This window comes from Streptomyces phaeochromogenes (assembly GCF_001418655.1).
Classification (GTDB): domain Bacteria; phylum Actinomycetota; class Actinomycetes; order Streptomycetales; family Streptomycetaceae; genus Streptomyces; species Streptomyces phaeochromogenes.
In genome coordinates this window covers 22,151-47,463 of the sequence record NZ_LIQZ01000162.1, presented here as the reverse complement: position 1 = coordinate 47,463, position 25,313 = coordinate 22,151, and the positions used below count along the sequence as shown (strand labels likewise).

At 68.3% G+C, this 25,313-nt stretch carries 15 protein-coding genes; 1 reads left to right on the top strand and 14 read right to left on the bottom strand.

Features of this window, described 5'->3' with window-relative positions; genetic code table 11:
* Window positions 1-88: 88 nt before the first annotated feature.
* The 9 genes from AOK17_RS22535 to ngcE all read right to left on the bottom strand — a co-directional run bounded on the left by AOK17_RS22535 (window position 89) and on the right by ngcE (window position 12,290).
* Entirely contained in the window at window positions 89-1,612 is a 1,524-nt protein-coding gene (locus AOK17_RS22535) for an amino acid permease (RefSeq protein WP_055614342.1), read from the bottom strand.
* A 159-nt stretch (window positions 1,613-1,771) separates the two neighbouring features.
* Complete coding sequence (gene dxs / locus AOK17_RS22530) at window positions 1,772-3,691, bottom strand: 1-deoxy-D-xylulose-5-phosphate synthase (RefSeq protein ID WP_055614341.1); 1,920 nt, start codon at window positions 3,689-3,691, stop codon at window positions 1,772-1,774.
* Window positions 3,692-3,929: 238 nt separating this feature from the next.
* Complete coding sequence (locus AOK17_RS22525) at window positions 3,930-5,222, bottom strand: sugar ABC transporter permease (RefSeq protein ID WP_055614340.1); 1,293 nt, start codon at window positions 5,220-5,222, stop codon at window positions 3,930-3,932.
* Window positions 5,219-6,010 (bottom strand): ATP-binding cassette domain-containing protein, encoded by a 792-nt coding sequence (locus AOK17_RS22520; RefSeq protein ID WP_055614339.1) that lies wholly within the window; start codon window positions 6,008-6,010, stop codon window positions 5,219-5,221. Before AOK17_RS22520 ends, AOK17_RS22525 begins: the two co-directional genes overlap by 4 nt.
* A gap of 220 nt (window positions 6,011-6,230) precedes the next feature.
* Entirely contained in the window at window positions 6,231-7,298 is a 1,068-nt protein-coding gene (locus AOK17_RS22515) for a substrate-binding domain-containing protein (protein ID WP_055614338.1), read from the bottom strand.
* 169 nt (window positions 7,299-7,467) lie between these two features.
* Window positions 7,468-8,667 (bottom strand): ROK family transcriptional regulator, encoded by a 1,200-nt coding sequence (locus tag AOK17_RS22510; protein WP_055614337.1) that lies wholly within the window; start codon window positions 8,665-8,667, stop codon window positions 7,468-7,470.
* A 195-nt stretch (window positions 8,668-8,862) separates the two neighbouring features.
* Complete coding sequence (locus tag AOK17_RS22505) at window positions 8,863-9,783, bottom strand: carbohydrate ABC transporter permease (RefSeq protein WP_055614336.1); 921 nt, start codon at window positions 9,781-9,783, stop codon at window positions 8,863-8,865.
* 37 nt (window positions 9,784-9,820) lie between these two features.
* Window positions 9,821-10,750 (bottom strand): carbohydrate ABC transporter permease, encoded by a 930-nt coding sequence (locus AOK17_RS22500; protein WP_055614335.1) that lies wholly within the window; start codon window positions 10,748-10,750, stop codon window positions 9,821-9,823.
* Between the two features lie 94 nt (window positions 10,751-10,844).
* Window positions 10,845-12,290, bottom strand: a complete 1,446-nt coding sequence (ngcE, locus tag AOK17_RS22495) for an N-acetylglucosamine/diacetylchitobiose ABC transporter substrate-binding protein (protein WP_055614334.1) — start codon at window positions 12,288-12,290, stop codon at window positions 10,845-10,847.
* A 515-nt stretch (window positions 12,291-12,805) separates the two neighbouring features.
* Here ngcE and AOK17_RS22490 point away from each other — a divergent pair.
* The gene (locus tag AOK17_RS22490) at window positions 12,806-16,645 is read left to right on the top strand and encodes a GH92 family glycosyl hydrolase (RefSeq protein ID WP_206190806.1); all 3,840 of its coding nucleotides are present in this window, start codon (window positions 12,806-12,808) and stop codon (window positions 16,643-16,645) included.
* A 46-nt stretch (window positions 16,646-16,691) separates the two neighbouring features.
* On the opposite strand, the gene AOK17_RS22485 is transcribed toward AOK17_RS22490, so the two are convergent.
* The 5 genes from AOK17_RS22485 to AOK17_RS22465 form a co-directional block, all read right to left on the bottom strand.
* Complete coding sequence (locus tag AOK17_RS22485; RefSeq protein WP_245697288.1) at window positions 16,692-18,056, bottom strand: DUF11 domain-containing protein; 1,365 nt, start codon at window positions 18,054-18,056, stop codon at window positions 16,692-16,694.
* Between the two features lie 132 nt (window positions 18,057-18,188).
* A complete protein-coding gene (locus tag AOK17_RS22480; protein ID WP_055614333.1) occupies window positions 18,189-21,482 on the bottom strand; it encodes a GH92 family glycosyl hydrolase in 3,294 nt (1,097 codons plus the stop codon).
* A gap of 348 nt (window positions 21,483-21,830) precedes the next feature.
* Window positions 21,831-22,931, bottom strand: coding sequence for a lytic polysaccharide monooxygenase (locus AOK17_RS22475; protein WP_079053214.1), 1,101 nt, complete (start codon window positions 22,929-22,931; stop codon window positions 21,831-21,833).
* 293 nt (window positions 22,932-23,224) lie between these two features.
* Window positions 23,225-24,925, bottom strand: a complete 1,701-nt coding sequence (locus tag AOK17_RS22470; protein ID WP_079053213.1) for an ATP-binding protein — start codon at window positions 24,923-24,925, stop codon at window positions 23,225-23,227.
* The gene (locus AOK17_RS22465; RefSeq protein ID WP_157881375.1) at window positions 24,922-25,302 is read right to left on the bottom strand and encodes a hypothetical protein; all 381 of its coding nucleotides are present in this window, start codon (window positions 25,300-25,302) and stop codon (window positions 24,922-24,924) included. Before AOK17_RS22465 ends, AOK17_RS22470 begins: the two co-directional genes overlap by 4 nt.
* Between the last annotated feature and the right edge of the window lie 11 nt (window positions 25,303-25,313).

Below are 25,313 nucleotides of genomic sequence, written 5' to 3'. Positions count from 1 at the left end.
CCTCGCGATCAACCGGCCCCGCAGTCCCCGCCGGAGCGGGACGTACGGGGCCGGTTGATCGCGAGGGTCGGTCGAACGCGAAGGTCGGTTACTCGGTGTCTCCGCGCTGCGGCTTGACGGTATCGACGGCCACGGCCTCCTCGCCGCGTCCGAGACGGCTGTGGGAGCGGCCGTACAGGAAGTACACGAGGAAGCCGATCGCCATCCAGATGCCGAACCGCAGCCAGGTCTCGGCGGGCAGGTTGAGCATCAGCCACAGCGAGGCGAGGACGGAGACGATCGGCAGGAACGGCACCAGCGGGGTGCGGAAGGAGCGGGGCAGTTCGGGGCGGGTGCGGCGGAGGATGATCACGCCGATCGCGACGACGACGAACGCGAACAGCGTGCCGATGTTGACCAGTTCGGCGAGCTCGCTGAGGCTGGTGAAGCCCGCGAGGACGGCGATGATCACGCCGAGCAGGATGGTCGGCCGGTGCGGGGTCTTGAAGCGCGGGTGGACGTGCGAGAAGAAGCGCGGCAGCAGTCCGTCGCGGCTCATCGCGAAGAAGACCCGGGTCTGGCCGAGGAGCAGGATCATGCAGACCGTCGTGAGGCCGACGGCGGCGCCGAAGCTGATGAAGCCCGCGAACCAGGGGTGCCCGGTGGCCTTGAACGCGTCGGCCAGCGGGGCGTCCACGGAGAGCTCGGTGTAGTGCTGCATACCGGTCACGACGATCGCCACCGCGACGTACAGCGTGGTGCAGATGATCAGTGAGCCGAGGATGCCGCGCGGCATGTCCCGCTGTGGGTTACGGGTCTCCTCGGCGGCCGTGGCCACGACGTCGAAGCCGATGAAGGCGAAGAAGACGACGGAGGCGGCGGTGAAGATGCCCATCACGCCGAAGTTGGAGGGGGCCCAGCCGAACATCAGCTGGATGAGCGGAGACTGGAGATCGCCGCCCGCCGGCACCTCCTGCGCCTTCGGGATGAACGGGTCGTAGTTGTCGCCGACGATGAAGAAGGCACCGGCGATGATCACGACCATGACGACGGTGACCTTGATGGCGACGACGACCGCGGTGATCCGGGCGGAGAGCTTCATGCCGATCACGAGGATGCCGGTGAGGACCAGCACGAGGGCGGCGGCGAGGATGTCGAAGCCGAAGCCGTCGGCCCCCTCTCTCCCGCTGAGGGAAGCCGGCAGGTGCCAGCCCGCGTTGTCCAGCAGCGAGGCGATGTAGCCCGACCAGCCGACGGCCACCACCGCCGTGCCGAGCGCGAACTCCAGCACGAGGTCCCAGCCGATGATCCAGGCGGGCAGTTCTCCGAGCGAGGCGTACGAGAACGTGTAGGCCGAGCCGGCCACCGGGACGGTGGAGGCGAACTCGGCGTAGCAGAGCGCGGCGAGCGCGCAGACGACCCCGGCGACGACGAAGGCCAGGGCTACGGCGGGACCGGCGTTGTTCTTGGCGACCGTGCCGGTCAGGACGAAGATGCCGGTGCCGATGATGACACCGACGCCGAAGACGGTCAGATCCAGCGCGGACAAGGATTTCTTGAGCGCGTGCTCTGGCTCCTCGGTATCGAGGATGGACTGTTCGACCTTCTTCGTCCTGAAGAGGGTGCTGCTCACGGCGTACCTCCCACGCTTGTCGTCCTCGACATGATCGAGAGGGGGCGTGGTCCGTATGCCCCGGCGCGGCAGGTTTCACGCTAATGGGCCGGTTTCACCACCGTAAAGGGTGTGGAAACCGGCCCACTCGGCCGTGTCGGTCGCGGGCGACCGGGCGTGTCAGTCGCGGGCGGACTCCACCGTGGCGTGGGGCTGCTCGAACCGGCCGTCGAGCTTGGAGACGAGGCCGGTGACCTGCCGGGCGATGTCCGGTGCGGTCAGTCCGATCTCGGCCAGCACCTCCTTGCGGGTGGCGTGGTCGAGGAACCGCGGCGGAATGCCGAAGTCACGCAGCGGTACGTCCACGCCCGCGTCGCGCAGGGCCTGGGCGACGGCCGAACCGACGCCGCCGACACGGGAGTTGTCCTCGACGGTGACGACCACACGGTGCTGCTCGGCGAGCGGGGCCATGGCCTCGTCGACGGGCTTGACCCAGCGCGGGTCGACGACGGTCGTGGAGATGCCCTGCTTGTCGAGGAGTCCGGCGATCTCCAGGCACATCGGAGCGAGGGCGCCGACCGAGACGAGGAGGACGTCCGGGGCGTCGGTGCCCGGCTCGCGCAGGACGTCCATGCCGCCGATCCGGCCCACGGCGGGTACGGCGGGACCGACCGCGCCCTTGGAGAAGCGGACCACGGTCGGCGCGTCGGTGACCTCGACGGCCTCGCGGAGCTGGGCGCGGACCTGGTCGGCGTCGCGCGGGGCGGCCAGCCGCAGGCCGGGGACGACCTGGAGGATCGACATGTCCCACATGCCGTTGTGGGAGGCGCCGTCGGTACCGGTGATGCCGGCCCGGTCGAGGACGAAGGTGACCCCGCACTTGTGCAGCGCCACGTCCATCAGGACCTGGTCGAAGGCGCGGTTGAGGAAGGTCGCGTAGACCGCGAAGACGGGGTGCAGGCCGCCGGTGGCGAGGCCGGCCGCCGAGACGGCCGCGTGCTGCTCGGCGATGCCGACGTCGTACACCCGGTCCGGGAAGGCCTTGGCGAACTTGTCGAGGCCGACCGGCTGGAGCATGGCGGCCGTGATGGCGACGACGTCCTCGCGCTCCTTGCCGAGCTTGACCATCTCCTCGCCGAAGACGGACGTCCAGTCGGCGCCGGAGGAGGCGATCGGCAGGCCCGTGTCGGGGTGGATCTTGCCGACGGCGTGGAAACGGTCCGCCTCGTCCTGGAGGGCGGGCTGGTAGCCGCGGCCCTTCTCGGTGAGGCAGTGCACGATGACGGGGCCGCCGAAGCGCTTGGCGCGCACGAGCGCGGACTCCAGGGCCTCGATGTCGTGGCCGTCGATGGGGCCGACGTACTTCAGGCCCAGGTCCTCGAACATGCCCTGCGGGGCGATGAAGTCCTTGAGGCCCTTCTTGGCGCCGTGCAGGGTCTCGTAGAGCGGCTTCCCGACGACGGGCGTGCGCTCCAGGATGTCCTTGCCGCGGGCCAGGAACCGCTCGTAGCCGTCGGTGGTGCGCAGGGTCGCCAGGTGGTTGGCGAGGCCGCCGATCGTCGGGGCGTACGACCGCTCGTTGTCGTTGACGACGATGACGAGGGGGCGGTCCTTGGCGTCGGCGATGTTGTTGAGCGCCTCCCAGGCCATGCCGCCGGTGAGGGCTCCGTCGCCGATGACGGCGACGACGTGGTCCTCTTTTCGGAGGACCTCGTTGGCTTTCGCGAGGCCGTCGGCCCAGCCGAGGACCGTGGAGGCGTGCGAGTTCTCGATGACGTCGTGCTCGGACTCCGCCTGCGAGGGGTAGCCGGACAGGCCGCCCTTCATCTTCAGCTTCGAGAAGTCCTGGCGGCCCGTGAGCAGCTTGTGCACATAGGACTGGTGCCCGGTGTCCCAGAGGATTCTGTCCTTCGGGGACTCGAAGACGCGGTGCAGCGCGATGGTGAGCTCCACGACACCGAGGTTCGGGCCGAGGTGGCCGCCGGTCTTGGAGACCTCTTCGACGAGGAAGGTCCGGATCTCGCCTGCCAGCTGGTCCAGCTGCTCCAGGCTGAGCCGGTCCAGATCGCGCGGTCCCCTGATGCGGGTCAGCAGCGGCACCCGTGCCTCCTTGCAGTAGAGCTGATCGAGCTTTGCCGGGTCTGTCGAGTCTAATGTTCCGCCTTTCACGGCGGCGGCCGGGCTGTGCGTCGTACGTCACGCGTTCGGCCGTAAAACATCTCGCCCACGGCTCCCGCCACCAAACGCACACGGACAGACGAAAGTGCCCGACACCGCCATTGGTGTCGGGCACTTGTCCGAAGGGGGCTTCGCCCCACAACCGTCAGACCATGAACCGCTACGCGCGGCCCGCCGTCTTCTGGGTCTTCCGGGTGATCGAGTCGATGACGACCGTGGCCAGAAGCACACCACCGGTGATCATGTACTGAACCGGCGTGGCGATGCCCTCGAGGGCCAGCCCGTACTGGATCGACGTGATCACCATGACACCGAGCAGCGCGTTCCACGTACGACCGCGCCCGCCGAAGAGGCTGGTGCCACCGATGACCGCCGCCGCGATGACGTTCATCAGAAGGTCACCCGCACCGGCGCTCTGGTTGGCCGCCGCGATCTTCGAGGACCAGAACAGACCGCCCACCGCGGCGAAGAAGCCCGCGATGGCGAAGACCGAGACCCGTACCGCCGTGACGTTGATACCGGCACGACGGGACGCCTCGACGCTGCCGCCGAGCGCGAAGATCTTGCGGCCGTAGGTCGTGCGGCGCAGCACGAAGTCCGTGATCACCAGGACCAGGACGAACAGCAGCAGCGCCAGGGGCAGACCCTTGTACTGGTTGAACATGATCGCCGCGGCGAAGGCGACGACCGCGAGGATCGCCGTGCGCACCACGATGTCGATGAGCGGGCGGGCCGGGATGCCCGCCGCCTCGCGACGGCGGCTGTCCAGGAACGAGGTGACGAAGAAGAGCGCCACCGCGACCACCGCGAGCCCGTAGGCGGCGGCGACGTCCGAGAAGTAGTACGTGGTCAGCTTGCCGACCACGCCGTCGCCGTCGAGGTTGATCGTGCCGTTCTCGCCCAGGATCTGGAGCATGAAGCCGAGCCAGAACAGCAGGCCGGCCAGCGTGACCGCGAACGCGGGCGCGCCGATCCTGGCGAAGAAGAAGCCGTGGATCGCGCCGATGGCCGCACCGCTGGCGAGGGCGATGATGACCGACAGCCACTCGTTGACGCCGTTCGTGACGCTGAGCACGGCGGTGATGGCACCCGCGACACCGCTGACCGAGCCGACCGACAGGTCGATCTCGCCGAGCAGCAGCACGAAGATGATGCCGACGGACATCATGCCGGTGGCGACCATCGCGACGGCGATGTTGTTGAGGTTCTCGGCCGAGAGGAAGGCCGAGTTGAGGCTCTGGAAGATGACGCAGATGACGATCAGACCGACGACGACCGGGATCGAGCCCAGGTCACCGGCACGCATCTTGCGCTTGAACTCGTCGAGGTAGCCCGCGAAGCCCCGCTCGCGCACCAGCAGCCGGGGGTCGACGGCGACATCGGCGCCCGCGGCGGCCTCGGGGTTCTCGACGACGTGGTCGTCGGGCGTGGCGGAGGTCTTGTCGATGCTCACTTCTGAGCCTCCCCGTTGCTGCGCGCCGCACGACGGGTCACGGCGTTGTCCGTGGCACCGGTGATGGCGGAGATGATCTCTTCCTGCGAGGTGGTCTTGACCTCGAACACGCCGTTGTTGCGGCCGAGCCGGAGCACGGCCACCTTGTCGGCGACGGCCTTGACGTCGGCCATGTTGTGGCTGATGAGCAGGACCGCGTGGCCGCGCTCGCGCAGCCGCTCGACCAGGTCGAGGACCTGGGCGGTCTGCTCGACACCGAGGGCCGCGGTGGGCTCGTCGAGGATGACCAGCTTGGGCGCGCCGAGCATGGAGCGGGCGATGGCCACCGTCTGGCGCTGACCGCCGGAGAGCGAGGCGATCGGGATGCGCACGCTGGGGATGCGGATCGACAGCGTCTGGAGCAGCTCGCGGGAGCGGCGCTCCATCTCGACCTCGTCCAGGATGCCGCGCTTCTGCAGCTCACGGCCCAGATAGAGGTTTCCGACGACGTCGATGTTGTCGCACAGCGCGAGGTCCTGGTAGACGGTCGCGATGCCCAGGTTCTGGGCGTCGTGCGGCTTGTTGATCTGGACGGTCCTGCCGTCCCATTCGATGACACCCTCATCGATGGGGTGCACGCCGGCGATCGTCTTCACCAGCGTGGATTTTCCGGCGCCGTTGTCGCCGACCAGGGCGACCACCTCGCCGGCGTGGACCTCGAGCTCTACGTCGGTGAGCGCCTGAACGGCACCGAACCGCTTCGAGATCCCGCGCAACGCCAGGACAGGCGTAGCGGACACGTTAACCATCTCCTTCGCCGCCTGACCCGGCGGGAGGTTGTGCAGAAGAATTGGAGGAGGGAGGAAGGATTCCGTCCGGCGCCCCGCCCTAGCTTGCGGGGCTGGTGGTTGCGGGGCGCCGGAGGAGCTTCTGGTGTGCGAGTCCCGGATTCGATTCCCTGCGGGAATCAAGCCTCGTACGGGAATCCGATGGCGAATTCCCGTACGTGGTAAGGGACTTGCGTTCCGGCTAGTTGAGGCCGACCTTGCCACAGGCGGTCTTGAACTTCGCCGTGCAGATCTCGTCGACCGTGTAGATGCCGTCCTTGATGACGGTGTCGTTGATGTTGTCCTTGGTCAGCGACACGACGGGGACGAGCACCGACGGGACGCCCTTGGTGGTCGGGCTGTCGACCGAGTCCTTGGCGATGGAGTCGAGCTTCTCGCCCTTGGCGAGGGCGACGGCCATCTCCGCGGCGACGTCCGCCTCCTGCGGGTAGGGCTTGTAGACGCTCATGTACTGCTCACCGGAGACGATGCGCTGCACACCCGCGAGCTCGGCGTCCTGGCCGGTGACCGGCGGGAGCGGGGAGACGTTCGCGGCCTTCAGGGCCGTGATGATGCCGCCCGCCATGCCGTCGTTGGCGGAGTAGACGCCGACGATGTTGTTCTTGCCGACCGCGGAGATCGCCGCGTCCATGTTGGCGTTGGCGTTCTCCGGCTTCCACTCCTTGGTGTCGTACGACTTCGCGATGTCGACCTTGCCCTCGAGCTCGGACAGCGCGCCCTTCTTGAAGAGGGCGGCGTTCGGGTCGGTGACCGCGCCGTTCATCATGACGATCTTCGCGGAGGGCTTCGCCTTGTCGCCCAGGGCCGTCAGAAGCGCCTTGCCCTGGACGCGGCCGACCTCTTCGTTGTCGAAGGAGGTGTAGGCGTCGATCGGGCCCTCGGCCAGACGGTCGTACGCGACGACGGGGATGCCGGCTTCCTTGGCCTTCTTCACGCCGTTGGCGATGGCCTTGGAGTCCACCGCGTCCACGATCAGCACGTCCACCTTGTTGGTGATCATGGTGTCGACCTGCTGGGACTGCGTGGTGGCGTCCTGCTTGGCGTTGGCGTAGACGATCTCGCCCTTGTTGTTCGTGAGCTCCTTGACCTTCTTCTCGATCAGGGGCTTGTCGAACTTCTCGTACCGAGCGGTCTGGTTCTCCGGAAGGAGGAGGCCGACCTTGATGGCGTCGCCCTTGGCCGCGGACTTCGTGCTGTCACTGTCGCCGGCCTCGTCGGCACTGCCACAGGCAGCCAGCGAGACAGCCATCGCACCTGCGGCAACAGCAAAGGCGGCGCGACGCATACGCGTATTCACTTCAGAAACCTCCCTGACGAGGCCGCGACGTTGCGGCCGAGGTGGCTGGAAGTCAACTCGGCCACAAGTGCGACGTCAAGAAGTAAATCCTTAACGAGATGGCAACGGTGCCATCCGTTCTCTAAGTGAAGGCAGGCGTGGCGGTGGTGAGCGAACCGTCCAAAAGGGTTGAATCGCCCATCTCGCTGAGTGCGAGAGCGAGTGCCCCGAGGACTTCCGCCCGGCCGCCAAGTGCCCCTGGCAGAACGGATAGTTGACGTGCCGCACTGGGGATCGCATAGCGGCCGACGGACTCCCTTATGGGTCCGAGCACGAGCTCTCCGGCCTCGGCGAGATCACCGCCGAGAACCACCCGGCTCGGGTTGAGCAAGTTGCAGAGATTGGCGACTCCACTGCCGATGTGTCGGCCGACGTCGGCGATCACCCGACGGCAGCCAGGGTCTCCGTCCCTCGCCAGTCGTACGACACCTTCCATGGTCAGGTCCGTGCCGTGGCTGGACTGGAGGAGCGGCAGCACATAGCGCGCCGCCGCAAAGGTCTCCAGGCAGCCTCGGTTGCCGCAGCGACAGACCGGGCCGGACTCGTCAAGAGTAATATGCCCGATTTCTCCCGCTGTGCCACCCGGGCCGCGGTAGATCTTGCCGCTGATCACCAGTCCGGCGCCGACACCGCTCGCGACCTTGATGTACGCCAGGTCCCGTACGCCCCTGCCGCTGCCCCAGACGAGTTCGCCGAGGGCTCCCAGGTTGGCGTCGTTGTCGACGTGCACGGGCACGCCCAGGCGTCCGCCCAGCTCCTCGGCGGGTTTGGTGCCGGTCCAGCCCGGCAGGATCGCGGTGGAGCCGAGCGTCCCGGACTCCACGTCGATCGGCCCCGGCACGCCGAGCCCGACGCCCGCGATCTTCGTACGGTCCACGCCGGTGGCCGCGATCAGGCGGTTGACCAGCTGTTCCGCCCGATCGAAGCCCTGTGCGGCGGAGGCGTCCACATCGAGTGGCTCGGACTCCTCGGCGAGGACCTGATGGGCGAGGTTGCCGACCGCGACGCGCAGATGCGTGTGCCCGAAGTCGACGCCGATCACGATGCCGGCATCGCCGCTGAGACTGACGCTGCGGGCCCTTCGGCCGCCCGCCGAGGTCGGGGTGACCTCGACCGTCCCGCCGTCCTTCAGCTCCCGAACAATATTGGAGACCGTGGCCGCGGACAGGCCCGTCGTCCTCGCGATCTCGGCCTGCGTGAGCGACCCGGCCAGGCGCACCGCACGTACGACCCGTTCGAGATTGGCTCGGTGCAGCGACGACTGCGACCCCGGAGTCTCCACGACGACCTCCTGCGTACGGGGTCGCCTCAGTGAGACCCCGTCTATGTCCAACTAGTGAACTCTAAGCTGAGCCGTTGGGGTCACCTCCCGTCAAGAGGTTGAGCAAGAGAGGGGCGCGCCCGCGCCCGCACACACCAGGGTGGCCCCGGCTCCATTCCGGGACCACCCTCACAAACCGAACCGACGGCCGAACCGTTACTTGAGCGCGCCCGCGGTGAGTCCTTGGACGACCTGGCGCTGGAAGACGATGTACGCGGCGAGCACCGGCAGCATCGCCATCACGAGACCGGCGAAGAGGCCGGACCAGTCACCCTTGTAGCCCTGGCTGACGGCCAGCTGGACGAGGCCCTGGGTGAGCACCTTCCGGTCCGGTTCGGTGTTGAGCACCGTCGGCAGCATGTACTGGTTCCACTGCCCCAGGAAGTTGAAGATGCCGACGCTGATCAGACCGGGCTTGGCCATCGGCAGCATCACCTGGAAGAACGTCCTGGTGTGCGAGGCACCGTCCACGAAGGCCGCCTCGGCCACCGAGCTCGGCAGCGTACGGAAGAAGGCCGTCATGAAGAACACGGTGAACGGCAGCGAGTACGCGATGTAGACCAGGATCAGTCCGGGCAGCGTGTTCAGCAGCGACAGGTTCTGCATGACGTAGAACAGCGGGACGAGCGCCAGGATGATCGGGAAGCTCATTCCTCCGATGAAGAGGAAGTAGATGAAGCGGTTCCCGGGGAAGTCGAAGCGCGCGAGGACGTAGGCCGCCATGGAGCCCAGCAGCATGGTGCCGAGGAGCGAGAAGCCCACCACGATCACGGTGTTGAGGAAGTAGTCGCTCATGTTCGCCGACGTCCAGGCGCGCGACCAGTTCTCGAAGTGCAGCCGGTCGGGCAGCGCCCAGGGCGAGCTGAAGATGTCCCGGTCCGTCTTGAACGAGGTCATCACCGCCCACAGCAGCGGCATGACGACCATGAACGCCCAGAGAACGAGCATGCCGTGCGAGAAGAAGTTGAGGACCCTGCCCTCGGTGGCCTTCGCCGGCGGCGTACGTGCGACCGTCACCTCGGTGACGGGCGGTCGCTCCTCGGCGGTGTCGACGGGAGGCGTCTCGGTCGTCTTCACTCGTGTCCTCCTCGCGGCTCGGTCAGCTCGGTCCGCATCAGTACTCCAGCCGCTCACGTCGGCCGAGCCTCATCACGACGGCCACGAAGAGCAGCGTCAGGACGAGCAGGGCGACACCGATCGTCGTCGCGTAGGCGGCCTGGCCGTCACGGAACGCCTTCTGGTAGACGTACAGCGGCAGGACGGTCGTCGAATAGTCGGGGCCTCCGCCGTTCGGCCCCACGGTCATGATCTGCACGACCGCGAAGGACTCGGCGCCGAGCGCCAGAATGCCCATATAGGCCCAGCCGGACTGCACGGTGTCCCAGAGCAGCGGCAGGGTGATCTTGAAGAATGTCGTGATGCGGTTCGCGCCGTCCAGCAGTGCGGCTTCGTAGTAGTCCTTGGGAATTGAGGCCATTCCGGCGGAGAACAGCACCACGAAGAAGCCGACGGTGGACCAGACGAGAACGGCGAAAACGCACCACAGGGCGAGGTCCGGATCGCCGAGCCAGTCGGGCTGGACGCTGTCCAGGCCCACCGCCTTCAAAGCGGAATTGAGTGCGCCGCTGTTGGGGTTGTAGGCGAACTGGAACAGCAGGGCGACGATCGCGATCGACAGCACCTGCGGAAAGAAATAGACGATCTTGTAGAACGAGGACCCACGGACGCCCGCGATCGCCGCGTTCTTCCGGCGCCGTCCGCCGACATTGAGCATGAAGGCGAAGAACAACGCCAGGGTGAGCGTCACCAACGGCAGCAGCAGGACGAACGTCACGCTGTGCTGGAAGGACTTCCAGAAGACCTCGTCGTCGAGAATTCTGCTGTAGTTCTTGAAGCCCACCATCTTGAATTCCGGACTCAGACCGCTCCAGTCCGTGAACGAATAGTAGATGGACTGGATGAAGGGCCAGATCACGAACAGGGCGTAGATGCCCAGGGGGGTCGCCAAGAACCCCACGATGAAACGGTATTTACCGTGTTGCATTTCCTACCGACCCGATCTTCCCGCGGGAACCGCCGCCGATGCCGCGCATCGAGAGCCGGGGACCCCGGTCACCGCCCGGGGTCCCCGGCTGAGCTCACTGGTGCTTGTAGTGCTGGATGGAGTCGTCCTTGGCCGCTTCGTCGGCATAGCCCTGGATCTTCTTGATGGCCTCGGCCGGGGTGAGCCGTCCCGCCATCATCTCGCCGAGGCCGCCGACACCGATCTTCTCCTTCTGCAGCGCCACGTACCAGTCCTGGATGCGCGGGTTGACCACGTTGTCGCCGGCCTTCTCCAGGGCCGCGACACCGGACTTGAGGCCCGGGGTCAGGTCGATGCCGTCGGTGCCGCCGTTGAACGCGGTCAGCGACTTGACGGACTCGGTGAAGTTCTTCGACGAGGCCTCGCTGAGCATGATGCGCAGCTGCTCCATGCCGCCGTCGGTGTTCTTGGCCTTGGCGGGGACGATGAAGGGCTCGCCGCCGGACGCCCAGATGGTGCCGAAGGGCATCTTGTCCGAGCTGTCGATGCCGGTGGGCGCGGACACCGCGAGGTTGAAGTCCTTCGGCATCGTCTTCGCCGCCTCGTTCTCCACCCAGGAGCCGTTCGGGATGAAGAGCGCCTTGCCCTCGGTCCAGGCGGTCTGGGACTGGATGTGGTCCAGGCCCGGCGTGCCCTTGAGGATGTAGCCCTTCTTGTACAGCTCGTAGTACGCCTCGAAACAGGTCTTGACCGCCGGGTTCTTCCAGGCGTTCGGCTCGAGGTTGTCGATGGCGTCGAGGACCTCGGTGCCGCCGACCTTGGCGATCATCGGGTAGAGCGAGAAGGGGAGGTAGTACGGGTGCTTGCCCGCGTACGTCCAGCCCGCAATGTCCTTCTTCTTCGCCTTCTCGCAGACCGCGAGCATCTCGTCCCAGGTCTCCGGGTACGTGGCGTCGAGGGAGTCCAGCGCCTTCTGGGAGTACCACACGCCGTAGACGGTGTACGCGTAGTACATGATCCAGACCGGGTCGCCGTCGAACTGGCCCATCTCGACGATGCCGGGGCGCAGCGTGTCGCGGACCTTCTTGCTCGGGTCGTCGACGGAGGGCGCGTCCAGCAGGGGCGTGAGGTCCGCGAGCTGCTTCTTGCCCACGAGGACGCCCATGTCCATCTGCTCGGCGCCCGAGTTGTCGATCAGGTCCGGCGGGGTTCCCTGGTTGAAGCGCGGCTGCAGGACCGACTGGATCTTCTGGGTCGAGGAGAACTTGACCTTCGCCTTCGGGAAGTTCTTCTCGTAGACCGCCTTGGCGTCCTCGGCGTATTTCGTGCCGAAACCGCCGTCGAAGATGACGATCTCCAACGGTGCGGTCTCATTGACGGCGAGCGGATTCTCCTTGGTCTTCTTGCCCTTGTCGACCTTTTCGTCGCTACCACTGTCACTGCTGGCACACGCCGACAGGAAACTCATCGTGGGTACGGAAATCAGGCCGAGTGCAGCGGACCGCTTGATCAGATCGCGGCGGCCGATACCCTCACGGTTGTTGGCGGAAGTGGATCCCATGCTCAAGTCCTCGCCTTCATCAGGACTCAGGCGGTGAACCGGACCCTCCCCGGCACCGCGGGTTGTTGAAGCTGGGGTCGTGCGCTTGTCAAGCACCGGGATCAGCGGGAATACACGACGCCCGGCATGCGCCGCGCCCCCTCTTCCCCGTGGCCATTCATCTGTCCGCGGCCCGTCGAACGACTGGGCGGACGCCGACAGGTATAGTCCACTTCCCGCCAGCTGAGCAAGATCGAATGCACGGTTGGCCGACACTCTTTCCCGAAGTGAGACCTCGCGGAAATATCAGCTGCCCGCAGGTCCGCCGCCACAGCGAGCGATCAGGGGACGATCAGCCGCCGAACAGGAAGCCGACAGGTGAGCCCCCCGGCGGACCATTGGGTCAGGCATGACCAATACCCCCATACGCCACGCCCAACACCCTTGACATCCCTGACCACTTGACTCCCTACTGGACCTGCGCAGCAAATATGACAACGTTGTCCAGGCGCACGTGACAGGGAGGGTGCTGGCGCATGCACCACAGATCTCGGCAAGGATCTCCGCACAGATCTCGGATCAGGGCACGGCAGGGATGGGGTTCCACGGCGGTCCTCGGAGCGACCGCCTTCGCGCTGGTGGTGGCCTCACAGGGCGCCGCCGTCGCCCGTCCGGCCGAAGCCGCCGCCGCGGACCGCGAGTTCGGTTCCTCCTTCGAGGCGGGTGAACCCGCACCCGACTGGCTGAATACGGTCGACACCGCCGCCGATGGTTCGAAGCGTTCGTCGGGTGTCGACGGCGGCTTCAGCACCGGCATTCCCGGCAATGTGACCGAGCACGTCACGGACGTCGCCGCGAGCGGCGAGAACTCGGGCTCGGGCGAGGTGAAGGAGAACCTCGTCGACGTCGAGCCCGGCACCAAATGGCTGACCTTCGCGCCCACCGGCTGGGTGGAGTTCGAGCTGGACGCCCCGGTCAAGCTGGTGACGTACGCCCTCACGTCGGCCAACGACCACGACGAGCGCGACCCGGTCGACTGGACCTTCCAGGGGTCCACGGACGGCAAGGACTGGAAGACCCTCGACACCCGCACGGGCGAGTCCTTCGGCGAGCGCTTCCAGACGAAGTCGTACGACCTCGCGGAGCCCGCGGAGTACCAGCACTTCCGGCTCGACATCACCAAGAACAAGGGTGCTTCGGACGCCCTGCAACTCGCCGACGTGCAGTTCTCCACGGGCGGCGGCGAGGAGCCGACGCCCAAGGACATGCTCTCGCTGGTGGACCGCGGCCCGAGCGGCTCCCCGACCGCGAAGTCCGGCGCGGGCTTCACGGGCAAGAAGGCCCTCCGGTACGCGGGCACCCACAAGGCGGACGGCCGCGCCTACTCGTACAACAAGGTCTTCGACGTGAACGTGGCCGTGGGCCGCGACACCGAGCTGGCGTACCGGGTCTTCCCGTCGATGGCGGACGGTGACCGGGACTACGACGCCACGAACGTCTCGGTGGACCTGGCGTTCACGGACGGCACCTATCTGAGCGACCTGCGCGCCCAGGACCAGCACGGGTTCCCGCTGACTCCGCAGGGCCAGGGCGCGTCGAAGGTGCTGTACGTCAACCAGTGGAACAACGTCGTCTCGCGGATCGGCTCGGTCGCGGCCGGCCGGACGGTCGACCGGATCCTGGTCGCGTACGACTCCCCGAAGGGGCCCGCGAAGTTCCGCGGCTGGCTGGACGACGTGAAGCTGAGCGTGCAGAAGCCCGAGAAGCCGAAGGCGCATCTGTCGGACTACGCGTCCACCACGCGGGGCACCAACTCCAGCGGCGGCTTCTCGCGCGGCAACAACTTCCCGGCGACGGCCGTGCCGCACGGCTTCAACTTCTGGACGCCGGTGACGAACGCGGGTTCGCTCAGCTGGCTCTACGACTACGCCCGCGCGAACAACGCTGACAATCTGCCGACCATACAGGCGTTCAGCGCGAGTCATGAGCCGAGCCCGTGGATGGGTGACCGGCAGACCTTCCAGGTGATGCCGTCGGCCGCGTCCGGCACCCCGGAGACGGGCCGCACCGCCCGCGCGCTGCCCTTCAAGCACGAGAACGAGACGGCACGCCCCTACTACTACGGGGTGCGGTTCGAGAACGGGCTGAAGACGGAGATGGCGCCGACGGACCACGCGGCGGCCATGCGCTTCACCTACCCCGGCGACGACGCCAGCGTCGTCTTCGACAACGTCACCGACCAGGCGGGCCTCACCCTCGACAAGGAGAACGGGACCTTCACGGGCTACTCGGACGTGAAGTCCGGCCTGTCGACGGGCGCGACCCGCCTCTTCGTGTACGGGGTCTTCGACTCGGAGGTCGCCGAGGGCAGCTCGGCCGGTGTGAAGGGCTATCTGAAGTTCAAGGCGGGCGAGGACCGCACGGTCACGCTCCGCCTGGCCACCTCCCTGATCAGCATCGACCAGGCCAAGGACAACCTCCGTCAGGAGATTCCGGACGGCACGTCCTTCGACGCGGTCAAGTCGCGCGCCCAGAAGCAGTGGGACAAGATCCTCGGCAAGGTCGAGGTCGAGGGCGCGACACCGGACCAGCTGACGACCCTGTACTCCAGCCTCTACCGGCTGTACCTGTACCCCAACTCCGGCTTCGAGAAGGTCGGTGGGAAGTACCAGTACGCCTCGCCGTTCTCGCCGATGCCAGGACCGGACACCCCGACGCACACCGGCGCGAAGATCGTCGACGGCAAGGTGTACGTCAACAACGGCTTCTGGGACACGTATCGGACGACCTGGCCGGCCTACTCGCTCCTGACGCCCGGTCAGGCGGGTGAGATGGTCGACGGGTTCGTGCAGCAGTACAAGGACGGCGGCTGGACCTCGCGCTGGTCCTCGCCCGGCTACGCGGACCTGATGACCGGCACCTCCTCGGACGTGGCGTTCGCGGACGCGTACGTGAAGGGGGTCGACTTCGACGCGAAGTCGGCGTACGACGCGGCGGTCAAGAACGCCACCGTCGTGCCGCCCTCCTCGGGCGTGGGCCGCAAGGGCATGGCGACCTCGCCGTTCCTCGGCTACACGAGCACCGACACGCACGAGGGCCTCTCGTGGGCGCTTGAGGGCTACCTCAACGACTACGGCATCTCGAAGATGGGCCGGGCCCTCTACGAGAAGACGGGCGAGAAGCGCTACAAGGAGGAGGCCGAGTACTTCCTCAACCGCGCCCAGGACTACGTCAACCTCTTCGACGACAAGGCCGGCTTCTTCCAGGGCCGTGACGACAAGGGCGACTGGCGGGTCGAGTCGTCCAAGTTCGACCCGAGGGTGTGGGGTTACGACTACACCGAGACGAACGGCTGGGGCTACGCCTTCACCGCGCCCCAGGACTCCCGCGGCCTCGCCAACCTGTACGGCGGCCGTTCCGGGCTCGCGGAGAAGCTCGACACGTACTTCGCGACCCCCGAAACCGCCTCGCCCGAGTTCGTCGGCTCGTACGGGGGCGTCATCCACGAGATGACCGAGGCGCGTGACGTACGGATGGGCATGTACGGGCACTCCAACCAGGTCGCCCACCATGTCAACTACATGTACAACGCGGCGAGTCAGCCCTGGAAGACGCAGAAGAACGTCCGCGAGGTGCTGTCCCGCCTCTACACCGGCAGCGAGATCGGGCAGGGCTACCACGGCGACGAGGACAACGGCGAGCAGTCGGCCTGGTTCCTCTTCTCCTCGCTCGGCTTCTACCCGCTGGTGATGGGCAGTGGCGAATACGCCGTCGGCTCACCGCTGTTCACCAAGGCGACCGTGCACCTGGAGAACGGCAAGAAGCTGGTCGTGAAGGCCCCGAAGAACAGCGCGAAGAACGTCTACGTGCAGGGCCTGAAGGTCAACGGCAAGGCGTGGACGAAGACTTCGCTCCCCCACTCGATCATCTCCCGTGGTGGCGTGCTGGAGTTCGACATGGGGTCGAAGCCGTCCTCGTGGGGTACCGGGAAGAACGCGGCGCCCGTCTCGATCACCGAGGACGACAAGGTGCCGTCACCCCGGAGCGACGTCATCAAGGGCGAGGGCGAGTTGTTCGACAACACCTCGGCGACGAACGCGACCGTCGAGTCGGTGGATCTGCCGACCGCCGACCGGGCCAAGGCCGTTCAGTACACGCTGACGTCGGCCGAGCGCTCCAAGGCTCCGCAGGGCTGGGTCCTCCAGGGCTCGTCCGACGGGACCACGTGGAAGGACCTCGACAAGCGGTCCGGCCAGTCCTTCACCTGGGACCGGCAGACACGGGCGTTCTCGGTCTCGGCGCCCGGGTCGTACACCAAGTACCGGCTGGTCCTCGACGGTGAGGCCACCCTGTCGGAGGTGGAACTGCTGAGCTGACGCACGGCACGGCCCGACAGCCCGCGCACGGCGTACACGGCACCGGTTACGGCAGGACGGTAACCGGTGCCGTGTCGTTGGCGGGGTCGGGGTCCCGGCGGTCGGAATCGCGGGCGTCCGTCACCCGCACGCTGCCCTCGCCCGGTCCGCCGAGCCGGAGCTCGAAGTCGAAGGTGCGCGTCCTGCCCGCTTCGAGCCCGCTTCCCACGGAGCAGGAGTACGTGCCCTGGTCGAGGTCGCAGTAGGGCTCGTACACGTCCTCGTCGATGGCCTCCATGGGCTGCTTCACCACGGTGGCGCTCTCCGGCGGGGTGAACAGCAGTGTCGTGCTCCCGGGGTTGGCGGGCCCGTTGTTGCGGACCTTCAGCCGCACGGTGTGCTCGCTGCCGCGCTCGCCGCTCACCTCGACGGCGAAGACCTCGAAGTCGGCGTACGTGTCCACCTGCACCTCGCTCCACACGTCGCCGCCGGCGAACGTCCCCTTCAGGTCGGAGCCGTTCGCGTTCGCGGTCGTGAGCCGGGGGCCGTCACCGTGGTCGCCGCCCTCGGGCACGACGCTGTTCTTCGCGGGGCCCATGTCCAGGGCCCACGCCTGCTGGCGGAACGAGGAGTACATCTCCGTCGTGGCGACGTCCAGTGCCAGGGCCGGACGGAGGGTGACCGCCTGGCCGGGCGGTATGCGCACGCCGGGGAACTCGCACACCGCGAGGGAGCCCTTCTGCGCCCCCGGGTAACGGCAGTTGCCGTACTGCTGCTTGAAGCGCAGGCCCGTGCCGACGGAGAGTTGCAGGCCGACGCCGCGCACGGGCACCTCCCCGGTGTTGCGGACCACGACGGGTGTGCTGAGGACTGAGCCGGGCCCGACGTCCTTGAACACCTTCGTCGTCCGCACCTTCACCACGGGCTCGCCGACGATCACCCGGGTGCGGGCGCTGAGCTTCTTCCCCTTCTCGGTGGTGAAGCTGAAGCGGACCGTTCCGCTGTCGCCCGGCTTGCTGCCCGGGGCGGCGTAGGGATAGACGCGGTCGATGTCGGACCAGCTGTTGTAGGCGCCGCTCACCTTGCAGACGACCCGGGTGTCGGTCCCGGCGCACCTGGGGTTCTTCCTGCGGATGTCCGAGATCTTGAGCCGTACGGCCCGCTCGGAGCCGGTGACGTCCACCGTGAGCCGATGGTCCTGCGTTCCGACGCGGCTCCTGGCCTTCACGTCCTCGGCCTGGACGTGGAAGGGAACCTTGTTCGTCGGACCCGACTTGTCCCCCGGCGGCCGGAGATAGAACTGTTCCGGCACCGCGATCCACGACTTCTTCGCGGCGCCGACGCCTGAGCCGCACCCGGCGAGGACGCCCAGCGACATCACCAGTGCCAGGCCGACGGCCGCGGGCCGCAGCACTGTCCCTCGCGCGCGCATGACTCGTCCCCCAGGGAGATCGTCGGAATCGCACACGCTACCGCCTCCGCCGGTTGGAGCGCCGACGGAGGCGGATTGCCCTGCTGGGGAGCGGATTACCTTGCTGGGAAAGGGAGTTCAGTTCACTGGAGTTCAGTTCACCGCGACGGTGAACACATGCAGGTCCGCGTTGTCCGGCAGCTTCACGCTCTTGATCGTCCTGCCCGCCGGCGCCTCGAACGGCTTCGTGGCGAAGACGTATGTGGCGACCGGGTCCTTGTCGGCGCCCGCGACGTTCCGGTACGCGGCCCGGGCGACGACCTCGTTGCCGTACTGGACGGTGCCGCCTCCGCCGCCGACGGTCCAGTCGGTGAAGGAGAGATCGATGGAGTCGGTGCTGCCGTCGTCGTACGTAACGGTCGCCCGCGTCTGCTGGTTGCCGTTGACCGCGCTGCCGAGGAAGCTCAACTTGGCGGCCTGTGTGGGGAGTTCGATGGTCTGGCCGGTCGCCGAGGCGTTGTCCGGGCGGCCCGCCGGGGAGCCCGGCCAGGTGTAGGCGAGTCCGTTCACCGACCCCTGCCCGCCGGGGGTGAGACCGGCGGCGGCGAGGGCCTGACGGGAGTAGCTCCAGCCGCCACCGTCGTAGTCGCCCTCGGCGTGGTCACCCTCGTCGTCCGTGGTCCCGGTGTTGTTGTACGCGGCGAGCAGGGAGCCTGGTGCCGCGACGGTGAGGGCGACGGGCTGGTCGTACGAGGTGTCACTGTCGCCGGACGTCACGCTGACCTTGACGTCGTAGAAGCCCTGCTCGGCGTCCTCGTCCGCGGCCAGCGTGATCTCCTGGGCCCCGTCCGTGACCGTGCCCTCGGCGGGAGTCGCCCGGACGCCCTCGGGGGTCTCGACACGGAAGCGCACCTCGGGCCCGGTGCCGCCGCTCAGTGCGAGCGCGCGGATGTCGAGCTTCGTGCTGCCGCCGGGGGCGACCGTCGCCGTGGTCGGGCCGACACCGATCTGGTACGGCTGCTCCCCGTCGCGGAAGGACGGCGGGGCATCCTCGGCGCCGCTCCCCCAGGCGCGGTTCGGGGTGCCGGCGAGGGTGTAGTCGAGCGTGCCGCCGTCACGCACGAAGGAGGCGGGCAGCCAGGCCCGGTCACTGGAACGGCCGTTGACCTTCAGCGACTGGACGTACGGCGAGTCCGCCGCCGCGCCCGCCGCCCGGATGTCGATGTCGTTGCCGTTCGGGCGGGAGATGTGGGCCCTCGGGAACACCGGGGAGCCCAGGACGAGTTCGGCCCGCGACGGCACCTGCGGATACATGCCGAGCGCGGAGAAGACGTACCAGGACGACATCGCGCCGAGGTCGTCGTTGCCGGGGATCCCGGCGGGCTCGGTGGACCACAGCTTGCCCATCGCGGCCCGCACGGTCTCCTGGGTCTTGTAGGGCGCGCCCGCATAGGCGTACAGGTAGGGGACGTTGATGGACGGCTCGTTGTCCAGTTCGGACTTGTCGCCGCCGCTGCCGGTGAAGGCCCAGCTGCCGTCGGCGTTGTGGAAGAAGGAGTCAAGGCGCTCAACCGCCTTGTCCTGCCCGCCCATTGCGGCGAAGAGGCCCGCCGGGTTGTGCTGGACCATCCAGGTGTACTGGGCGGCCGTGCCCTCGACGAATCCGTTGCCGGTGGCCGGGGTGAAGCCGGTGACCCAGCTGCCGTCGGCCTTGCGGTTGGCGATGTAGCCGCCGGTCGGGTCGGCCGCGATGTTGAAGTTGTTCTGCCACCACTGGGAGCGCCGGGTGAAGGTCTCGGCGGTCTTCTTCTCCCCCGCCGCGGTGGCGAGTTGACCGAGGGCGAAGTCGGCGCCCGACATCTCCAGGGTCTCGGCCGCGCCGCCCCAGGCGTTGGACACGGACGGCATGTAGTGCTTCGCCAAGTACTTGTCGAGGGACGGGCGTTGGCCGACGGACATGATGGGCTTCCCGGCCGGGCTCAGGTCGAGGTCGGTCGGTACGGTGGCCGCCTTCACCAGTGAGTCGAGCGCGCCGCGCAGGTCGAAGTCCCGGCCGCCGAAGGCCCTGATGCCCGCCAGGGTGGCCGGTGCCGGGTCGCCGTTCATGACGTGGGTGCCGCTCGCTCCGTGCAGCCAGCGGTCCCAGACACCGCCGTTCTGGCGGGCCAGTTCGAGCAGCGACTGCGCGATGTCGGAACCGGTGCGCGGGTCGAGCAGGGTGAGCAGCTGGACCTGGGAGCGGTAGACGTCCCAGCCGGAGTAGGTGCCGTACTGGGCCCGGTGGCCCGCGCCGACCCGGTGCACCTTGCCGTCGGCGCCTCTGTATCTGCGGTCGGCGTCACTGATGACGTTCGGGTGCAGGAGGGCGTGGTAGAGCGCGGTGTAGAAGGTGGTGCGCTCGGCGTCCGTGCCGCCGCCGACCTTGACTGCGGAGAGGCGGTCGCGCCAGGCCTTGCGTGCGGCGTCCTGGACGTCGTCGAAGGAGCGGCGGGGCGGGTTCTCGGCGGCGAGGTTGGCCTCGGCACCGGCCCGGCTGACGTACGAGATGCCGACCTTGACGTTCACCGGGCCGGTGCCGGGCTCGAACTCCACGTATCCGCCCGCGCCCTTGCCCGCGACCGGCCGTCCGCTCGTGCCGAACCCGCCGGTGCCGCCGCTCGCCTCGGTGGCGCCGGGGCTCAGCTTGTCGTCCTGCCAGGTTCCGGTGGCCTTGAAGGCGCGGTCGAAGCGGGCGGTGAAGTGGAGGGTGTAGTAGTCGCGTTGGCCCTCCGGGTCGAGGTAGCCGCAGAAGTTGCCGGACGTGACGGAACCGGAGACCGTACGGGTCTTCGGGTCGATGCGAACGTCCGAAGTCGTGGACCCCACCTCGGAGTTGGCGGTACGGATCAGCAGCGAGGCCGGCTTGTCGGCGGGGTAGGTGAAGCGGCCGGAGCCCGTACGGGCGGTCGCCGTGAGGTCCGCGGTGACGCCGGAGGAGAGGCCGACCTTGTAGTGGCCCGGTGCGGCGGTCTCGTCGGCGTGCTTGAAGTCCGCCGCGTACACCGCGTCCTTGGTGTCGCTCGCCGGGGACGAGGTCACCTCGCCCGCGTACGGGAAGAACGGGATGTCGCCGCTGCCGCCCGCGCAGCCCGTGCCGGACATGTGCGTGAGGCTGAAGCCGCGGATACGGGTCGCGTCGTACTGGTAGCCGCCGGGCGCGGCTGTGCGGGTGGCGTCGCCGCGGGTGTTCTCGGGGCTCCAGGAGAGCATGCCGAAGGGGACGACGGCGCCCGGGAAGACATTGCCGCCGTTCCTGGTGCCGATGAGCGGGTCGACGTACTGGGTGGGGTCCTGGACGAGTGCCGGTCCCGGTGCGGGTGCACTCAAGGCGGGGGTGGCTCCGGCGCCGACGGCCATGGCGGCGGCAAGAGCAACGGCGAGAAGCACGGATGACGGACGGAAACGCATGACGCGGCCCCTCCTCCTTCGGACGGGTCGCGCACCACAGGTCGCACAAGCCGCAGGGACAGTAGCGTGCCGCACCTGTACCACGGAAGAGCGCCCGCCCTCCGAGGGGCGCGCGTGGCCGACACTCGGACGGCTCAAGGCCCAACAGGTTTGACAGCGTTGTCCGTTGGAGGAGTAGAGTCTCGGCCAGACCATTCGACAACGTTGTCGCGTCCACTGGTCCACACAAGCCACGTTCCATCCGGGCAGACCTTCCCCCGAACCTGCCCGGCTCGCGGACCCGGTGGATTACGGCCACCGGGTCCGCCCTGAGCAGGTGGAGTCACAAATTCACCGGCCCGGACCGGCTCAGCCCGGCCGACAGGCGAGGGCGGTCGCCGCATCACCCCCGGACCCCTGGACGACGTACCCGAACGAGGCGCTCTCGCCCGGATCGAGCGACCCGTTCCAGTCGGCGTTGTGGACCATCACGTTCTGGCCGCTGTACGTGGCGCTGCCGCTCCAGAGGCTGGCGACGGACTGGCCGCCCGGCAGCGTCCAGTCGACCATCCAGCCGAGCATCGGCACCTCGCCGGTGTTGGTGACGGTGACCTCGGACTGGTAGCCGCCGGACCAACTGCCCGTCGTGCGGCGGGTGGCGGAGCAGGCGCCGGGCGGGGGCTCGGTCGGGTTGCCCGGGTCGTGAATGCCCGTCACCTCTCCGTTGCCGCCGTCGAAGACGACGTCGGAGCAGGAGTAGAAGGTCTCCGCGCTGTCCGAGCGCTGCCAGACCATGTAGATCAGATGACGGCCCGACTTGCCCGAGGGGAGCCGGCCGGACCAGGAGTAGTTCGCCTCGACCGTGCCCGGGGAGCCGTTGAGCTGTGGGTGGTCGACGCTCAGGAACGGCTGTTCCTCCATGTCGTTCCAGGTGAGCGACCTGGTCGGGTCGAAGCCGTCCTTGGAGATGTAGACGTAGAACCAACCCGGGTGCGCGGCCCAGGCGTTGTAGGAGAAGTCGACGGTCGCGCCCGAGGTCAGATGGGTCAACGGCCAGTCGGCGCTGGGTGAGTTGAAGCCCGTGAAGTTGGCGTTGCCGCCGCTGCACAGCTCGCCGTCGGGCACGAAGCCGCGGGTGCGGCCCGCGCCGTCGGAGCGGAGCACCGAGAACCAGTTGTAGAACGGGGTTGTGCCGCTGACCTGCTGTGCCTTCTTGCAGGCCGGGTTGATCGGCTTGATCTCACCGGTGTCGGTGAGCCCGTCCTGCCAGCACAGGAAGGTGCGGCTGCCGGGCTTCATGGGGGTGCCGTGGGCCTTCGCCTCGCCACCGGCCGAGACGACCAGACCGAGCGCCGGGATCGTGACGACCAGGGCCAGCAGGATGAGGAGGAAGGCTCTGCCACGGGCGGGGAGCGGTAATCGGCGTGGGAGTCGTGGGGTTGGCACGGGCGATGGGGTTGTCAGGATCATGACAGATCTGACCGTCCCTTCGTTCAGGGGGCGTGGGGTGTCCGTTGGTGTCCGTGTGCGGTTGGCGTCCGCGCGCGGTGGACGTCCATGTGCCGTGGACGTCCGTGCGTCCGTGTGCGGATGCGCGAGATGGGAGCGAACCCTGGGCGGGTTCCGGTCCACCGGATGTGGGAGCGCTCCCATCCCACGTGGTTCTGAAGCTAGCGCGGACCTGTACACCTGTAAACGGCTGGCGCAAGGGGGTTGTACCTGGGTGGGTGCGACCTTCGCGACGGTTGGGAAACCGGTCGCCGTCAGCTGATGGACGAGGAGGCGATGTCCGGGGCTCGGGTCGGGGCCGGGGTGGGGTGCGGTGATGTGGGTGGCGGTGATGTGGGCGTCGGCGTCGAGGGAGCCGAGACCGTGTCCACGGGCAGCAGTCGGGGCATCCCGATGGCGGGCAACTCGATGGTGAACTCCGTGCGTCCCGGCTCGCTCTCGACTCCGATCCGGCCCCCGTGCGCCTGCGTGATCGCCGCCGCGATGGCCAGGCCCAGACCGGAGCCGCCGGACCTGGCGTCCGGGCGGGAGCGCGAGGCGTCGGCGCGGGTGAAGCGTTCGAAGACCCTGGGGAGCAGACTGGGCGGGATGCCGGGGCCGTTGTCGCGTACGCGGATGACGCGGCGCTCGTCCGTGGCCTCGACCGAGGTGACGACGGTCGTGCCCACAGGTGTGTGCATACGCGCGTTGGCCAACAGGTTGGCCACCACCTGATGCAGTCGGGCCTCGTCGCCGGCGACCAGCGCCGGGGTGTCGAGGAGCAGCCCCAGTTGCCAGTCGTGGTCGTCCCCGGTGGCCCGTGCGTCCCACACCGCGTCGGCGACCAGGGCCGCGAGGTCCGCCTCGGCGGAGTGCGGCAGCCGTCCCTCGTCGAGCCGGGCGAGCAGCAGCAGGTCCTCCACGAGGCCGGTCATGCGCGCCGACTCGGCGGAGACCCTCCGCCAGGCCAGCGTGGGCTCGATCATCCCTGCGTCGCGGTTCATCAGTTCCGCGTATCCGGCGATGGCCGCGAGTGGCGTACGGAGTTCATGGCTGGCGTCGGCGAGGAGGCGGCGTGTGCGTTCCTCGCTGCGGCGGATCTCCTCCTCGCCGCGCTGCCGCTCCGCGAGCGAGGACTCCACGTGGTCGATCATGCGGTTGAGCGCGGCGCCGACCTGGCCTGCCTCGCTGCCGGGGTCGGTGTCCCGTTCGGAGACGCGGACGAGGCCGGGTACGGGGGTGGGTCCGGATGCTGGGGTGGGTCCGGTGGCCTCGGCCCGGTCCAGGGCCGAGCGGGAGACCTCGGCGGCGGCTGCGGCGACCCGTCCCAGCGGGCGCAGCTGACGCCGGATGACGACGGCGCAGACGCACCCCGCGGCGGCGAGACCGACGACGGCGACCACGGCCTCGACCACGACCAGGTCCCGGATCATGTCCCGTACGCCGTCCATCGGCAGGCCGGTGAGCACGGCGTGCCCGCTGTTTGCGAGGGCGGTGACCCGGTAGGTGCCGAGGCCGGGCACGGTCCGGGTATGCAGGGAGCCGTCGGCCTCGATGCCGTCGAGGGCGGCGCGTTGGGCGGCGTTGAGACTTCGCGGGTCGCCGTCCTGGGGGACGACCCGGGCGGCGGACACGTACCCGTCGACATCGAGCGTGCCCCCGATCGTGCCGACGGCCTGACCCCGCTGGTCGAGGAACGCCAGGTCCTTGTCGGCGTCCGGACCGGCCTCGGTCGTGCCCCGGGTGCCGCCCTGAACGCGCTCGGCGGTGCTGGTGACGCGCTGGTCCAGGTCGCCGAGCAGATAGGCGCGTTGGACGAGGAAGACGGTGAGCGCCGTCACCGCGCACACGGCGACGAGGGTGACTCCGACGAGCAGCGGGAGGCGGGACCGCAGCGAGCGTGCGTGCGGGGTCCGTGACCGGTCCCGCGGCGAGCGTCCATGAGGCCGGAGCCGAAGCCGCAGCCGCGAACTCATCTCCCGGCCTCCGTCGATCTGCCGTCGTCCTCGGCACCTCGCCCGGAGCGGGTCGTCGGCGCCGGCGCCGAAGTGAGTCCGTCCGGGCGGGGTTCCTGCCCGGCCGTGCGGTGCTCCGGCCCAGGTGTGTCGTGTCGCGTTCCGTCGAGGACGTCGGCATGCGGGACGCCGCCGCGGGCGATGCGGCTGTGCGCGACGCCGATGTGCACGACGCCGATGTGCACGACGCGCGGCAGGAGCGCACCGTCCGCCACCCGGCACGACCGCCCACCGGTCGCGGTGACGGAACCCGTGCCGGCCGCGGAGCGCGGTCCCAAGTGGCCGGTTTCGTCGTCGACGTTCAGCACGCGGATGTGCTCCCTTCGGATGCCAGACATGTCTTGATCCT

Coding starts and splice junctions, on each gene's coding strand:
- AOK17_RS22520 (WP_055614339.1), bottom strand. CDS start 6,010: ATGGTTAACGTGTCCGCTACGCCTGTCCTGGCGTTGCGCGGGATCTCG.
- AOK17_RS22515 (WP_055614338.1), bottom strand. CDS start 7,298: ATGGCTGTCTCGCTGGCTGCCTGTGGCAGTGCCGACGAGGCCGGCGAC.
- AOK17_RS22500 (WP_055614335.1), bottom strand. CDS start 10,750: ATGCAACACGGTAAATACCGTTTCATCGTGGGGTTCTTGGCGACCCCC.
- ngcE (WP_055614334.1), bottom strand. CDS start 12,290: ATGGGATCCACTTCCGCCAACAACCGTGAGGGTATCGGCCGCCGCGAT.
- AOK17_RS22490 (WP_206190806.1), top strand. CDS start 12,806: ATGCACCACAGATCTCGGCAAGGATCTCCGCACAGATCTCGGATCAGG.
- AOK17_RS22485 (WP_245697288.1), bottom strand. CDS start 18,056: ATGCGCGCGCGAGGGACAGTGCTGCGGCCCGCGGCCGTCGGCCTGGCA.
- AOK17_RS22480 (WP_055614333.1), bottom strand. CDS start 21,482: ATGCGTTTCCGTCCGTCATCCGTGCTTCTCGCCGTTGCTCTTGCCGCC.
- AOK17_RS22475 (WP_079053214.1), bottom strand. CDS start 22,931: ATGATCCTGACAACCCCATCGCCCGTGCCAACCCCACGACTCCCACGC.
- AOK17_RS22470 (WP_079053213.1), bottom strand. CDS start 24,925: ATGAGTTCGCGGCTGCGGCTTCGGCTCCGGCCTCATGGACGCTCGCCG.
- AOK17_RS22465 (WP_157881375.1), bottom strand. CDS start 25,302: ATGTCTGGCATCCGAAGGGAGCACATCCGCGTGCTGAACGTCGACGAC.